Genomic DNA, 14959 nt, shown 5'->3' with positions numbered 1-14959 from the left:
CTATTTTTTCACGAAGCGCATTTGATGCACCGTTTCATTTGATTTTCCAGAACGTAATACCATTTCATTGGCTGAAATTGAAATGATGCGATAGTTGTTAGAAGAAACATCGGTTACACCAATAAATCTATCTGGAACATTGCCCGGAATAGTAATGGTAGCAATACCTGCCCCTTGAACTGTAGTGCTAAAAGTAAAAGCAGAATCATAAGACCTGTCTGTTGCACAACTATAGTTTGGAGCAATATTCCCAGCGTTAAAGGTTTGTCCGTTGGCTTTATAGCTCAACTTAAATGCATTGTTGGCAAAGCTAAAAGTATAATCATCATCAATTTGGCAATTTGCCAAAGCCCCACCACCGAAATACTCTGCTGGATTGTTTTCGGTACCCACAGTGATAGGTGCTGCCGATACTGGATCTAGTTTCCAAGCATGCGCCACCAATTGCTGAAAAATTGGATTGTTCAAGGTTGGCGTAAAATCATCTTGATCCACTACGACCGCCTGGGTAGCGATGTCGTAACCTCCTTCGCCATAGGCATACAACTTAATGTTATAAGTTCCTTTGGAGATGAAATAAGCTTCGGTAGAAGCCCCCGCAGTTTTGGGCCCTTCGTTCAAGCCAAAATCCCATTGGTAACGATAAGCGTTTTCAGAAGTACTTTCTAATAGATAGGTGTTTACTTTGCCCTGCACTTTGGTTACTTTGAAAGATGCCTTAGCAGGAGTTCCTAATTTACTGGCGTAGTCTTTGTCTTTACAACTGAAGTTTAAAAGAGTTAGAAAAGCCAACAACAAAAGACAATGATGCCTTACAAATGACTTGTAGTTCATACGATTTTTATTATTTGGTTATCGGGTTAATTAACACAAATGTATTACCGATGGCTAGCAAGCTCCAAATTTACAACCCCATCAAAACTACATCAAAACCGCTTAAAAAGCATCATTAAAAAGGTTTTCCCCTACATCATTTGAAGAAACACGGATTTTGCCTACTTTTATTTTGCTAATGAAACACCAAATATCATTTCTTGCATTTTTGTTAAGCAGCTTCTTGAGTTTTGCGCAAAACCCAATAGGCATGCCCGACATTGTGAACTACGACAATACCACTTATGGCGGGGGTACTCACAATTGGGACATTCAACAAGACAAAAATGGCGTTCTCTATTTTGCCAACGATGAGGGGCTACTCACTTTTGATGGTAGCCGATGGAAAATCTATCCTCTTCCTAACAAAACCATTGTAAGATCAATTAAGATAGCCGCCGACCATAAAATATATGCAGGTGGGCAGGGCGACTTTGGTTATTTTGCTCCAGATGACAATGGCAAGCTTACCTTCAACAGCTTAAAACCTAAAATTCCTAAAAGCTATAGCTCATTTGCTGACATTTGGAATATTCAATACGCTGGCAAAGCCGTATTCTTCAGAACCGAAAATGCTATTTTCAGATGGCTAAATAATAAGATTACTGTTTTTGGAACCAATTCTAAATGGTTGTACCTTGGTATGGCCAACAACGAAATTATAGCTCATGATAAAGCAAAAGGGCTACTGAGACTGGTTGGCGAAAATTGGCTCCCGCTACTCAAAGTACCTGTTTCTCCATCTTTCACCATTAGTTCCATGTGTCCGTATGGAAATGGCGACATCCTGATAAGTTCTCTAACGCACGGGCTACAAGTAATCAGTACCGATCAAATGAATCCCATTAAAGAAGCGGCACATATTCCTAACATTACCAATACCTGTAATGTAAATGAAAGCACCCTTGCCCTTGCAACTTTAAATAATGGATTTTTCCTTATAGAGAAAAATGGCAAAGAGTTGTACCATTTATCCAAGAACACCGGTCTTCAAAATAATTCGGTATTAAGCTTATTTAAGGACAACAATAATAACATATGGCTAGGCCTCGCCGATGGAATTAGTTTTATTGCTAGTGGCAATGCGCTTAAACACATTAACCCGCCCATTTTTGACAATGCAAGTGGTCATACCTCAATCATTTACCAAAACAATCTCTATGTAGGGCTTTCCAATGGAATTTATAAGCTTCCCCTAGCACACCGTGGCGATATTAGTTTAGCACAAGCCAACTTTACGCCTGTAGTCAATGCAAGTGGCCAAGCCTGGGGCATGAATGTGCTCAATGGCAAGTTACTTTTAGGTAGGCACGAAGGTGCTTTTGAAGAACTCAATAATCAAGCGGTTCCTATCGCTACTGGAAGAGGCTACTGGAATTTTGTTGAATTGCCTGCTGCCAATCCTTTAAATCATTCCATACTTTCTGGTAATTATAACGGCATCTCCATATTCAACTACCAAAACAATCAATTCAAGGTAGTAGGTAATATTGGAAATTTCAGTGAATCTGCCCGTTTTGTTATTCCAGATGGCAATAATATTTGGGTGTCACATCCTTACAAAGGTGTTTATAAAATTTCCCTATCAGGATTAAAAACCACTAACGTATCGCTTTACACCAACAAGAAAGGACTACCTTCTACCTTCAACAATCATATTTACCGTGTTAAAAATCGCATTGCCGTAGGTACAGAAAAAGGTGTTTACGAGTATAATGCAAAATCAGATCGATTTGAAATTTCTAGCTTTTTTACGCCAATTTTTGGGGAAAGATATGTACGCTACCTTAAAGAAGACGCCCAAGGTAATATTTGGTTTATTGAAGAAAAAAAACTGGGTGTAGCTCAATTTGATGGCAAAAGCTATAAACTCCTGTACATTCCCGAACTGAATGGAAAAACATTGGGCGGCTTCGAGCATATCAATTGTATAGACAAGAACAACATTATCATTGGTGCACAAAAAGGCTTTTACCATCTCAATTTCGAGAGGTATTTAGGTAGGTACGGGAAACAACAAGTGCGCATTAGCCTGGTCAAAGCATCGGGCAAAACCGACAGCTTACTGTTTGGTGGCTATTTTGGTGACGTAAACGAAAATGCTCCACAAAAGACTAAACATCGTATTAAGCACAGCCTTAACTCCTTCCATTTCGAATATTCATCAACTTTCACCAAAAACAAAGCAAATACCTTTTATACCTGCTATTTAAAAGGCTTTGAGGATAACTGGTCTGCATTGGATAAAAAAACCGAAAAGGATTATACCAATCTTCCTGCAGGCCATTACACTTTTATGGTCAAAACGCAGGACAATTTAGGGAACGAATCGCCTGTAGCTACTTATGAATTTACCATCCTGCCTCCTTGGTATCAAAGTATCGTTGCTTATGTTGTTTATGTCTTGATTTTCCTTGGCATCATTTACCTTGTTTACAAAAGACAGCAGCGTAAAATTACCAATCAACGCATTGCCTTCCAGAAAGAACAGGAGCATACCAAATACATGCACCAGTTGGAAATGGACAAATCGGACAAGGAAATCATCAAGTTAAAAAACGAAAAACTTGAACTGGAAATAGAAACCAAAAACTCAGAGCTGGCTTCTAACACCATGCACTTGGTGCAAAAGGCAGACCTTATGTCGAAGATCAAAACAGAGCTTTTTAAACTGAAAAAAGAGCTTAAGGACGATAGTCAGGCTGCAGACTTCAATAAAATCATTAGGCTACTCAATGCCGAAGAAAAATCGGACGAAAGCTGGGAACAATTTACCGTTCATTTTGATAAAGTACATGTTGATTTCCTTAAGCACTTGAAGGATGCCTATCCTACCATCAGTAGCAATGAACTACGCCTATCAGCCTATCTTAAAATGAACCTTTCGACCAAGGAAATAGCCAAACTGATGAAGATTTCACCACGTGGCGTGGAAATTGGACGATATCGATTAAGGAAAAAGCTGAACATCAATGGAAACGTAAACCTATTTGAGTTCTTCAATGCTTTTTAAAAACCATTCATGTTACCTGTCAGTCTGAGCCTGTCGAAGGCCTCTTCTGATGTTTCGACAAGCTCAGCATATTGTTAGTACTATTAACAGAAAAACTCAACCCGCTTTTAAAAAACCTATTAATTTTTCTGTTTAAAATTGCTAATTCGTTATCTTAGTAGATATGCAATTGCTCGTTTACTCTCCACAGGTTACGCCACGTATCAGATACATCTTCAATTTTATTTTCAGAGAGGTCTTGCGTTGCGATTTCGATTTCACTAGCGTAGCACAGCAATTTATCGACTACAACGGTCCGAAATTCACTTATGCGGACATCCCTTTGGCCGATGAGCTTTTTTTTAAGGCTGACGGACTGCTTTCCAAAAATAGCATTGAGCCGTTAAACATCAACATTGCTGATTTTGGGAATGACCGTGTTCCTTTTGCTGTTAAAGGAAGTGTTTTACCTTTCGACATCTTTGCAGCATCATTCTATTTCCTGAGCAGATATGAGGAATATCTTCCTTTTGAACCCGACGAACATCTGAGATTTCCAGCCAAATTGAGCTTACAGTCTCAACTAGGCCTTTTGAAATTTCCGGTGATTGACCAATGGGGAGTTATTTTAAAAAATCTATTGCTCAACAAGCTTTCCAACTTGCATTTCGGGAGCAGAAAATTTGAATTTGTGCCCACTATCGATATCGATAGGGCTTATCATTTCAAGTCGAGCGGAATTATTAAAAATGCTGCCCGTTTAGTAAGGGCATTGGCCAAAGGCGACACAGAAAAGCTCAGCAATATCATCCGAACGGGTTTAGGCAAAAGAAAAGATCCTTTTGATACTTACCAGTTTTTGCATCAAATACATCAACAATACGGCTTAAATGCCATTTTCTTTTTCTTGCTCTCCTACAAAGGGGACCGAACACATGACGTGAACATACATCCCAACGACGAGCTTTTGCAGCAGCTGATTAAAAACACGGCCAAAGATGCTAAAGTTGGCGTACATCCTTCTTACGCCTCAAACAACAATGTAATTAAGCTTAAAGAAGAAAAAGAGTTATTGGAATCCGTTCTGCATAAAAGCGTTGACAGTTCAAGGCAGCATTATCTTAAAATGCACCTGCCAAAAACATATCTGCAATTGATTAAGGTAGGCATTAACCACGATTACACCATGGGTTACGCTTCGCAGGTAGGCTTTAGAGCAGGTACTTGTACACCGTTTTTCTGGTACGACCTACAGCTCGATAAACAATCCCACCTTAAAGTCCATCCTTTTGCGGTAATGGATAGTACCTTACATAAATACCTCAAACTAAACCCTGGCCAAGCCACACTGCTCATTTATGAGTTGATGGAGAGCGTAAAAATAGTAGATGGCACTTTTTATAGCTTATGGCATAACGAAAGCCTATCAGAAACAGGTCACTGGAAAGACTGGAAACAGGTTTACGAAAAAATGCTTGCCTTCTCCAAAAACCCTTAACAATTTCGGGCGTATTTGGTTATATTTATAACATGATATACGACCTAAGCAAAAACAACTGCATTGCCAATACCTTTATTGCCGAGTTAAGAGACGAGCAAATTCAAAAAGATGCTATGCGTTTCCGTAAAAACATGGAACGCTTGGGAACTTTCTTTGCCTACGAAATCAGCAGAACCCTGAAATATAAAGAAATAGAAACCCAAACGCCATTAGGCACTGCCAAAAGTCAAGTGTTGGCCCAACAACCTGTTTTGGCTACTATTTTACGGGCGGGTATTCCCATGCACCAGGGCATGCTGAGTGTTTTTGACCAAGCCGAATCTGCCTTTATCACCGCTTATCGCAAGACCAAAAAAAACGGTGATTTTATTATTCAAATGGAACACATTTCCGCTCCCGATCTGGAAGGCAAAACCGTCATTCTAGTTGACCCCATGTTGGCCACAGGTTTAAGTATCGTTCTTTGCGCTAAAGAACTTATTAACTCCTACAAAATAGAAAAACTTCATATTGTGGCCGCTATTGCCAGTACTGAAGGCGTAGCTCATGTAAAAGCCAATTTGCCAAAAGCAAGTTTATGGTTGGGGGCTATCGATAGCGAAATGACCAGCAAAAGTTACATCGTACCTGGTTTAGGTGACGCTGGCGATTTAGCTTATGGAATAAAGCAGTAATTTAACCCCTCATGAATGTCCTTTTTGTATGCAGCAGAAATGAATGGAGAAGTCCAACTGCCGAAACCATTTATAGAAACCACCCTACTATTTTTGCCAAATCTGCCGGAACTTCTTCTTCGGCCAGAATAAAAATCAACCAAAAACATATCGATTGGGCCGAGGTGATTTTCGTCATGGAGAAAAAGCACCTACAGCTCATTGAACAGAAATTTGGAAATCATTTTAGGCAAAAAATCATTGTTTTGAATATCGAAGATGTGTATCAATATATGGATGAAGAACTCATAGACGAACTCAAAACCAAGGTAGCAGCTTATTTATAATTCGTAACTTTGCAGCCAAACTTCGATACATGATTAAGCACATTTTCTTCGACCTTGACCACACCATTTGGGACTTTGACCGTAATGCTAATGAAACATTATTAGAATTATACGACAGCTACAAACTCGAAGAACTTGGGCTAACCTCAGCAGAACATTTTATCAGTACCTATACGATAAACAATCATCAACTGTGGGCACAATATCATGTAGGCAAAATCTCAAAGCAAGCATTGCGAGAACAACGTTTTAGAAAAACGTTTATTGATTTAGGTGTAAGTGCCGACCTCGTCCCTGAAAATTTTGAGAAAGATTACGTGCGACTAGGGCCTACCAAAACCAATCTTTTTGAAAGCGCTGAAAAAGTACTCAGCTACCTACAACAGAAATATCCTTTACATATTATTTCCAATGGTTTTAAAGAGGCAGTGCTCACTAAAATGAGGGTCTCTAACCTCAATCCATATTTTAAAAATGTGGTAATTTCAGAAGATGTAGGCGTCAATAAGCCAGATCAAGCCATCTTTGAATATGCCCTAAATTTAGCCCAAGCCGAAAAGCACGAAAGCATCATGATTGGTGATAGTCTTGAAGCTGATGTTTATGGAGCTCAGAACTTCGGCATGAAGGCCATTTTCTTCAATCCGCTCAAAGCAGAGAAACCCAGTGATGTAGTGCAACAAATCCATCATTTAGAGGAACTATTGGACCATTTTTAACTTCCCTTAACATTTATTGGACTGATTTTGGCATTGCCCAAAGCACACACAAATGAATTCATATGAAGAAGTTAATCCTATTAATTTTATTGGCATTATTGTCCATTAATATTGCCTTCGCACAAAGGCCCCGTGGCAAAGCCGAAGTTTTTATTCAACTAGCTGAACACGGCAATTTCAAAGTTTATTTAGATGATGAATTGGTTGGTTCGGCCACCGGAAGATTTCGTTTTTACGAAGTTCACAACAACAAGCCCATACTCACCATTCTAGCCGGATCAGAAAAAGTTTTTTCGAGAGAAATTACCACCGTCCCTAACAAAAGGCTCGTCTTCAATTTTTCCAGAAGAGGCGGCCTAACTCTTTTGAAAGAACTCAACATGTATAGAAACAATGTATATGCTTTGGATGACTTTGACGGTTATGTAGGCGCCTATAACACAGGAATTGTACCTCCAAACAGACCAACATATCCCCAAAACCAAAACGATTTTGAAGATTTGGTTGCCCGTGTAAAACAAGAAGCTTTTGACGACCAAAAACTAAAGGTAATTAGTGCATATTCTAATTACACAATACTTAGCACCAAGCAAATTGGACAATTGTTACCGCTGTTTTTTAAGGATGAGAGTAAACTACTTCTCGCTAAGCAGGAATTTCAATATGTAGTGGACCCGCATCAATTTTATTTACTGAAGGACTCCTTTACTTTTATGGGCACCAAAGATGAGTTTATGAAGTTTTTAGAGGGCCAAAAAACAGAGCAGGTTAGAAACAGGCCCATGTCTGCAAGTGATTTTGATGTCTTTTACAAACGATTTAAAAGTGAAGCTTTTGACGACAATAAAACTGAATTGGCTAAAGTTGCGTTAATAAATATAAAACTTACCAGCGAGCAGGTGAAAGAACTGATTGCGTGCTATAGTTTTGAAGACAAGGGTCTGGATTTTGCCAAATGGGCATTCAGAATTACCTTTGACAAAGAGAATTATTATAGCCTTGCTGATAAATTTAAATTTCCAAGTAATAAACAGTCATTATTGGATTTCATTAGCAAGCAAAAATAGCATCGAATTAATGACATGAAAGTCGAAAAAGTATATCAATCTATCTTGAAAACTGTTGATGCCTATCAACAAATGCTCCACCGTTTTGGACCAGCCGATTTTCAGCAAGAGCCACCCATTGGCGGATGGAGCTATAGCGAGGTATATTCCCATATTTTCGACTCCAGTTTGCTATCGCTGTTCGCAATGAATAACTGTATTAAAGGAGATGGCCAAATAAAACCCACTGCCTTAGCGGTAAAATTTATTTTATGGTTGGGGATGTTGCCTCCAGGTCGAAAATACAAAGCACCACCTAAAATGGCCGAGAGGGTGAAGAAGATAAGTCCTGCAGCAGCACAGCAATTCATTACCGATTTTGAGTTACAACTGGCTTTGGCTTATCCAAAAATAAAGAATGCCAATCCAAAAATTAAGGCTAAACACCCTGTAATAGGCTATCTAAACGCTAAACATTGGCTTCGTTTTATCGAAATACACCTCAAGCATCACCTGGCACAGTTGAAACGTATCGAAAATAGTTTTAAGCAACAAAGCTAATTTTGCATCTTTGAGCCAATGAAGCTGCCCCACATTAAAGGTTTTGATCAAGATGCCCTACACAAGTATTTTAAGAATACAGGTTGGCTGATACTTGCTCGTGTTGGCAGTTTGTTGATCAAAGTTTTAGTTGGATTTGCGATTGCCAATTATCTAGGTAAAGATCAAAATGGCTTATTAAATTATCCTCAAGCATTCATATCATTCTTCATAGCGGCGGCGGCCTTAGGCCTAGATGGCTTTACAACAAGAGAACTGCTAAAACATCCCGACAAAAAGAATGAACTTTTAGGGACTGCATTAAGGCTAAAATTAGTTGGTGGTCTAATGGCAATGCCCTTGATCTATATTGGCTACCTCGTTAAACAAAACTTTTTTACACCTACACAAACACCATTAAGCTATATTTTGATTATTGGTTTAAGTGGTATCACACAAGCTTTTTACATTACCGATAGTTATTTCCAAGCTACGGTACAAGCCAAATATGTTACGTTTACACAAATATTTGGGAATATTATCTCCGCACTAATCAAATTGCTGTTGATTTTAAATCATGCAGAATTGATTTGGTTCATTTGGGCAATATTTTTCGATACCGTCATTTTGGCTTTTGGCTATTTCTATTTTTATCATAAAAAGGCTGGCAGTTTGTTCAAATGGAAGTACAAAACAAGTACTGCCAAACATCTACTCTCTAACTCTTGGCCTTTAGCATTTTCCGCTATCCTTGTTTCATTGTACATGAAAATAGACCAGCTCATGGTGGATAACTATTTAGGTTCAGGGCAGTTGGGCATATACTCCACTGTTGTGCAACTAAGCGAGAGCTGGTATTTTATCCCCGTGGCCATTGTTACATCGGTTTTCCCCGCAATCATGAACGCCAAGCGTGATGATCAAGAAAGGTACCAAAAGAGGTTACAAAATATGTATGATCTAATGGTTTGGATGAGCTTAAGTATCGCCATAGTCACCACCTTTATATCACCTTTGGCTTATAGGATAATTTATAAGGAAGAATTTTGGAGTGGCGCACACGTGCTCTCTGTACATGTATGGGCTGGAATTTTTGTTTTTCTGGGCTCTGCAAGTGGTCAATATCTTATTGCAGAAGGCTATACCAAAATTTCGCTAGTTAGAACTGCCGTTGGAGCTGCCGTAAACATTATATTAAATATCTATCTTATTCCAAAATTCGGAATCATGGGCGCAGCAATTGCTACGCTCGCTGCCTATTTTGTGGCAACATTCTTCATCCTTGCTATCCCAAAAACACATCGACAAGGTTTAATGATGTTAAAATCATTATTTTTGGTCTCTTTATTTCAGAAAATTTTTAAACGTTGAACAAACTACAAGCATTAGCAACACTTCTATCCAAACCAAAACGTTTGGCTGCCCTTTTATCATATGGCCATAAAGGCTATTTGGCTAGCACTGGATGGTTTACGGCTTTTGACAACCGCCAAGCAGTAGATGCGCACAATCAGCCTATTCCTTGGGTAACTTATTCCTTCATCGATTTTATTAAAGACAGATTGAACAAAAACCTTTCTGTATTTGAATATGGTTCAGGAAATTCTACTTTATTCTATGCAAAACATGTGAAAAGAGTAGTTTCAGTGGAACATGACCAAGCTTGGTACAATAAAATTGTAGACCAAAAAGCACCAAATGCCGAAATGATTTTCACCAAACTAGAAACCAATGGAGAGTATAGCCAAAAGGCAAAATTGTTAGGGGAAAAATTCGATGTGATCATTGTTGACGGCAGAGATCGTGTAAATTGCTGCAAGCACAGCATTAGTGCCCTAACCGAAAACGGCGTATTAGTTTTAGACGATTCGGAACGTGAGGTTTACCAAGAAGCCAGAACATTTTTGAAAGCAGAAGGCTTTAAGGAACTATCTTTTTCAGGCATCTCCCCAGGGTTATTTTACAACAAAGCAACCTCTGTTTTTTACAAGGTCACCAACTGCCTAGACATATAAGCCTAAAAGTAGAATTAACTTGATTTATGCAAAATCTGGCACCTATAGCTCTATTCGTTTACAATCGTCCGCAGCATACAGAGCGCACAGTGAAGTTTTTACAACAGAACAAGCTTGCTGCCGATAGTCGTTTGTATATCTTCTCTGATGGAGCGAAAACACCAAACGATGAGGAAAAGGTAAACGAGGTGAGAAGTTTCATTAAAACCATAGAAGGTTTTAAGTCGGTGAAGATTGTGGAAAGCAAAACCAACAAAGGCTTGGCTAACTCCATCATAGAAGGCGTTACCTACCTTAACCAAAATTACGGACAGGTGATTGTTTTTGAGGATGACCTGATTACCTCACCGCATACCCTCACTTATTTTAATGAAGCGCTAAACATTTACAGAAACGAAGACAAAGTGATGCATATTGGTGCTTACATGTATCATTTAAAGGAAGAAAACCTACCCGAAAGTTTTTTCTATAGGGCAGCTACCAGTTGGGGATGGGCAACTTGGCAAAGGGCGTGGCAACATTTCGAACCTAATATTGATACTTTGCTAGCGCAATTTAACACCCGCAAAATTCATGAGTTTTCGATAGAAGGCACCATGAATTTCTGGAAACAGATGCAGGATTTTAAACGTGGCAGAAATAACTCGTGGGCCATTCGTTGGTACGCTTCAATTTTCCTAAAAGGAGGATTAACCCTAAACCCATCTCAGTCCCTAGTCAACAATATTGGTCATGACGGTACTGGCGTGCATTCGGGTATTAACGACATCTATAACGTGATCATCAACCCTAAACCGATCACCAATTTTCCAAAACAAATTGAGGAAGATAAAAAAGCCTACGCTGCCATTAAAAACTTCTTAGCTGGCAGGAAAGGCAGTTTGTGGACCAGAATAAAACGCTACGTTAAGGAAAAGCTGATCAAATAGTCTAAGAACCAACCCCACAATCCTCTTTCCAACAAAGATGCCCAAGATTTCTTTCTTTATGTTATCTTAGTAACAACATAAGCTGCCGTTACTCTTATCTTCTTAAGTCACCAATTCGTTTTTCATAAATTGAGTTCAATAACTATTTGATTATTTTTAAGCTTCAATGATGCTTTGAGCTCCGTCGATCCTCACCCTGAATTTATTTCAGGGTCTTTCATTCCAAAAAGATGCTGAAATAAATTCAGCATGACGTTGAGCTTAGACTGGACGAAACCAAAGCAGCATTTTCAAAAAATAATGATTGAACTAAGATTACTAACTAAAAAATTACTATGACACGGTATGCCCTATGCTTTTTGTTAAATCTGATGTGTTGCTGCACTTTATTTGCGCAAAACACAGCCCCAAAACCTTATGGAGCAACGCCTTCTGAAAGACAATTGGCATGGCACAATGTTGAACTTTATGGACTAATACACTTTACACCCACTACTTTTGAAGACAAAGAATGGGGGTATGGAGATGCTGATCCTGCAAAATTTAATCCAACAGCATTTAATGCGGAGCAGATTGTGCTAGCCGCAAAAGCAGGAGGCTTAAGAGCCATTATTTTAGTGGCAAAACATCATGATGGGTTTGCACTATGGCCTACCAAAACCACCGCTTACAACATTTCTAAAAGCCCCTACAAAAATGGCAAAGCCGATATGGTAAAGGAATTTGAAACCGCAGCTAGAAAACATGGACTTAAATTTGGTATTTACTGCTCACCTTGGGATAGAAACAATCAATATTACGGTACGGAAAAATATCTTCCTATTTATCAGGAACAGTTAAGAGAGCTCTATACCAATTATGGGCCACTGTTTATGAGTTGGCACGATGGAGCCAATGGCGGCGACGGCTATTATGGTGGCGCCAATGAAAAACGTTCTATTGATAATACCACCTATTACGATTGGAGTAATACTTGGAAAATCACCAGGAAATTACAGCCTACGGCAAATATTTTTAGCGATGTTGGTCTTGATGTACGTTGGGTAGGCAATGAAAAAGGTACTGCCGCAGTAACCAGTTGGGCCACATTTACGCCCATGCCACCACAGGGCAAAAATGTCGCAGTACCTGGTCAAGCCAATTATCCAGAAAGTCCAGGCGGAATTAGAAATGGAAAGTTTTGGATGCCTGCCGAGTGCGATGTTCCTTTAAGAAAAGGTTGGTTTTATCATGCCAAGGAACAACCCAAAACGCCCGAAGAATTATTTGAACTTTATTTAAAAAGTGTTGGTAGAGGTGCCGCATTGGATTTAGGTCTTGCTCCCGATAAAAGAGGTCTTTTGCATGACGATGACGTAGATGCCCTGAATAAATTCGGAGCTATACTCACCAAAACCTTTTCGAACAACTTAGCTTCCCAAGCAACGATAGTAGCTAGTAATACCAGAGGTTCAAAGTTTAAAACCAGCTATCTAAAGGATAATAATAAAAACACCTACTGGGCAACAAACGACAGTGTAAAAAGTGCAAGCATTTCCCTAAGTTTTAAAACACCTATCACGTTTGATATGATTAGCCTCCAAGAATATATTCCACTAGGTCAAAGAATTGAGCAATATCATATAGAAGCCTTGATAGATGGTAAATGGCAGCAAATAGCAAAGGGAGAAAGCATTGGTGCCAAACGTTTAATCAAATTGGAGCAACCCATCTCCTCAAGGTTGATACGGATAAATATAACCAAGTGTCCCGTAGCAATTACACTGAGTGAAATAGGTCTCTTTTTATTGAGGTAAAGGTGAAGAGATCCGCCCTAAACTATCCCGAAACTTAGCCTGCATTTTCATGAGGTTGGCAATCTTTTCAGATACCTGTTTTTTGTATTGATGATCGCTTTTAACATCTTTCATCAAAAGTTCTGCTGCTGCATAGGTCTCCTTGGCTATTGCAGTTCTTAGTTTTCTATCTAGGGTAAGATGATCATTCAATTTTAGCTTACCCATTTTTTCTACCACCGTTAAATTTGCTTTGCTTGGCCTAATACCAAAGGAATAAACATGCTGAATTTTTTGATCTTTAGAATAGTCTGCCTTCATCCACAATACTCGATTAAAAATGAAAGCATTGATGTCAAATTGCTTTTTTAACTTAAAAAATTCCTCATGCTGATAAACGGTAGTAAAAGCCAAAACGACATAGCTAAACACACCAAACAGCACAACCACTAAAGCGTATTTTATGGCAGGATAAACTTTCTTGATTCCCCATCGATGGTCGAAAACCAAGAGGTAAGTAATGATAAAGCCGGAAACTAACCCGCCCAAATGACAGGCATTATCTACCCTAGTACTTATACTACCATTGATCAGCATAATGGCCAACACAAAAACAGTGCTCACCAATAGAGCCTTGTTAGCATTCTTTTCAAAAAATTTATTCAACAGCAAAGCCATCATTGCACCAAAAAGCCCCATAATAGCCCCTGATGCACCTACGGTATAAATATTCTCATGGTATGCAATACTCGTTAAACCAGCACAAACACCACTTAATACATAGATCAGTAAAAAGTTTTTCCAGCCAATCTTGTTCTCCAACATTAAGCCTAAGTAAACAAAGGCGTACATATTAAAGAATAGATGTCTAAACGAGCCATGCAGAAATTGATAACTAAGTAAACGCCAGTAATCACCTTCTAGCACTAGTTTTCTATTGAGTGAGCCCATTACATTAAGCTCCGTAAAAATTTTCGTGATTTCCTCAGGAGGCACTTGTCGGGCAACCAAAAACATGGGCGTAACAATCAATAAGCCAATCCATGCGATGAAACAAAATATATTTAGCCATAAAAGAATTGGAGCCGCAGTGTATCCCTTTCTGGGTGCAAACAGATAAAAGATATTCTTGATTTTATCTTTTACTGCTAAAGGGGCCTTTTCGAAATAGTGGTCATCTTGCCTCGCCGCAAAGTCATGAAAAGCACGCACTTGTTCATCCCATTGCTCACTTAAGTGGTACTGCACATAATCAAATTCATGAAACAGTTTCTCTAAATTGGCTTCGTTTTTCCCGTAATCGTTAAAGAGCAATTGCATGCCTACGCATTCACTTTTCACCACTGCAAAGTTCCCGTGAATACGCACCGTTACTTCTTCGCTGTAAGATTGAAATGAAAGTGGCGTGTAGGCTATAATTCCTGATTCGGAAACATGGCTCAACTTCCAACCCAGGTTTTCAAAGGCCTGCCTAACAATGATCAAATACTTGTCTGAAGGAAAATCAGATAAGGGAATAAATTTTTCAACCTTGGGAGAATATCCCCAACTGATACTCATGAGCGTTAA

At 39.0% G+C, this 14959-nt stretch carries 13 protein-coding genes; 11 read left to right on the top strand and 2 right to left on the bottom strand.

Annotated elements, in window-relative coordinates:
• Positions 1-834, bottom strand: coding sequence for a hypothetical protein (locus tag ABDV71_RS03615; protein WP_343531057.1), 834 nt, complete (start codon positions 832-834; stop codon positions 1-3).
• Between the two features lie 178 nt (positions 835-1012).
• Between ABDV71_RS03615 and ABDV71_RS03610 the strand changes: the two genes are divergently transcribed.
• The 11 genes from ABDV71_RS03610 (at position 1013) to ABDV71_RS03560 (ending at position 13411) form a co-directional block, all read left to right on the top strand.
• Positions 1013-3886 carry a triple tyrosine motif-containing protein gene (locus ABDV71_RS03610; protein ID WP_343531056.1) on the top strand — a complete coding sequence of 958 codons (2874 nt, stop codon included), beginning with the start codon at positions 1013-1015 and terminating at the stop codon, positions 3884-3886.
• Positions 3887-4049: 163 nt separating this feature from the next.
• The gene (locus ABDV71_RS03605; protein WP_343531055.1) at positions 4050-5363 is read left to right on the top strand and encodes a polysaccharide deacetylase family protein; all 1314 of its coding nucleotides are present in this window, start codon (positions 4050-4052) and stop codon (positions 5361-5363) included.
• A gap of 32 nt (positions 5364-5395) precedes the next feature.
• Positions 5396-6040 carry a uracil phosphoribosyltransferase gene (gene upp / locus ABDV71_RS03600; protein ID WP_343531054.1) on the top strand — a complete coding sequence of 215 codons (645 nt, stop codon included), beginning with the start codon at positions 5396-5398 and terminating at the stop codon, positions 6038-6040.
• Positions 6041-6051: 11 nt separating this feature from the next.
• A complete protein-coding gene (locus ABDV71_RS03595) occupies positions 6052-6366 on the top strand; it encodes a protein tyrosine phosphatase (RefSeq protein WP_343531053.1) in 315 nt (104 codons plus the stop codon).
• 29 nt (positions 6367-6395) lie between these two features.
• Positions 6396-7085, top strand: a complete 690-nt coding sequence (locus ABDV71_RS03590; protein WP_343531052.1) for a YjjG family noncanonical pyrimidine nucleotidase — start codon at positions 6396-6398, stop codon at positions 7083-7085.
• A gap of 62 nt (positions 7086-7147) precedes the next feature.
• Positions 7148-8152, top strand: coding sequence for a DUF4476 domain-containing protein (locus tag ABDV71_RS03585; protein ID WP_343531051.1), 1005 nt, complete (start codon positions 7148-7150; stop codon positions 8150-8152).
• A gap of 15 nt (positions 8153-8167) precedes the next feature.
• Positions 8168-8692, top strand: a complete 525-nt coding sequence (locus ABDV71_RS03580) for a DinB family protein (protein WP_343531050.1) — start codon at positions 8168-8170, stop codon at positions 8690-8692.
• An 18-nt stretch (positions 8693-8710) separates the two neighbouring features.
• Complete coding sequence (locus ABDV71_RS03575) at positions 8711-10042, top strand: flippase (RefSeq protein WP_343531049.1); 1332 nt, start codon at positions 8711-8713, stop codon at positions 10040-10042.
• The gene (locus ABDV71_RS03570) at positions 10039-10686 is read left to right on the top strand and encodes an FkbM family methyltransferase (RefSeq protein ID WP_343531048.1); all 648 of its coding nucleotides are present in this window, start codon (positions 10039-10041) and stop codon (positions 10684-10686) included. Before ABDV71_RS03575 ends, ABDV71_RS03570 begins: the two co-directional genes overlap by 4 nt.
• Positions 10687-10712: 26 nt before the next feature.
• A complete protein-coding gene (locus ABDV71_RS03565) occupies positions 10713-11615 on the top strand; it encodes a glycosyltransferase (RefSeq protein WP_343531047.1) in 903 nt (300 codons plus the stop codon).
• A gap of 335 nt (positions 11616-11950) precedes the next feature.
• Entirely contained in the window at positions 11951-13411 is a 1461-nt protein-coding gene (locus ABDV71_RS03560; RefSeq protein WP_343531046.1) for an alpha-L-fucosidase, read from the top strand.
• Here ABDV71_RS03560 and ABDV71_RS03555 read toward each other — a convergent pair.
• On the bottom strand, positions 13400-14950 hold the full coding sequence (locus tag ABDV71_RS03555; RefSeq protein WP_343531045.1) for a rhomboid family intramembrane serine protease: 1551 nt from the start codon (positions 14948-14950) through the stop codon (positions 13400-13402). The genes ABDV71_RS03560 and ABDV71_RS03555 overlap by 12 nt on opposite strands.
• Positions 14951-14959 lie beyond the last annotated feature (9 nt).

This window comes from Pedobacter sp. (assembly GCF_039594775.1).
In the GTDB taxonomy this organism is placed as follows: Bacteria; Bacteroidota; Bacteroidia; order Sphingobacteriales; family Sphingobacteriaceae; genus Pedobacter.
The sequence above is the reverse complement of the archived record's forward strand: the minus strand, read 5'-3'. Positions and strand labels throughout refer to the sequence as shown.

Coding starts and splice junctions, on each gene's coding strand:
- ABDV71_RS03580 (WP_343531050.1), top strand. CDS start 8,168: ATGAAAGTCGAAAAAGTATATCAATCTATCTTGAAAACTGTTGATGCC.
- ABDV71_RS03605 (WP_343531055.1), top strand. CDS start 4,050: ATGCAATTGCTCGTTTACTCTCCACAGGTTACGCCACGTATCAGATAC.
- ABDV71_RS03560 (WP_343531046.1), top strand. CDS start 11,951: ATGACACGGTATGCCCTATGCTTTTTGTTAAATCTGATGTGTTGCTGC.
- ABDV71_RS03615 (WP_343531057.1), bottom strand. CDS start 834: ATGAACTACAAGTCATTTGTAAGGCATCATTGTCTTTTGTTGTTGGCT.
- ABDV71_RS03555 (WP_343531045.1), bottom strand. CDS start 14,950: ATGAGTATCAGTTGGGGATATTCTCCCAAGGTTGAAAAATTTATTCCC.
- ABDV71_RS03610 (WP_343531056.1), top strand. CDS start 1,013: ATGAAACACCAAATATCATTTCTTGCATTTTTGTTAAGCAGCTTCTTG.
- ABDV71_RS03595 (WP_343531053.1), top strand. CDS start 6,052: ATGAATGTCCTTTTTGTATGCAGCAGAAATGAATGGAGAAGTCCAACT.
- ABDV71_RS03565 (WP_343531047.1), top strand. CDS start 10,713: ATGCAAAATCTGGCACCTATAGCTCTATTCGTTTACAATCGTCCGCAG.
- ABDV71_RS03590 (WP_343531052.1), top strand. CDS start 6,396: ATGATTAAGCACATTTTCTTCGACCTTGACCACACCATTTGGGACTTT.
- ABDV71_RS03575 (WP_343531049.1), top strand. CDS start 8,711: ATGAAGCTGCCCCACATTAAAGGTTTTGATCAAGATGCCCTACACAAG.
- ABDV71_RS03585 (WP_343531051.1), top strand. CDS start 7,148: ATGAAGAAGTTAATCCTATTAATTTTATTGGCATTATTGTCCATTAAT.
- upp (WP_343531054.1), top strand. CDS start 5,396: ATGATATACGACCTAAGCAAAAACAACTGCATTGCCAATACCTTTATT.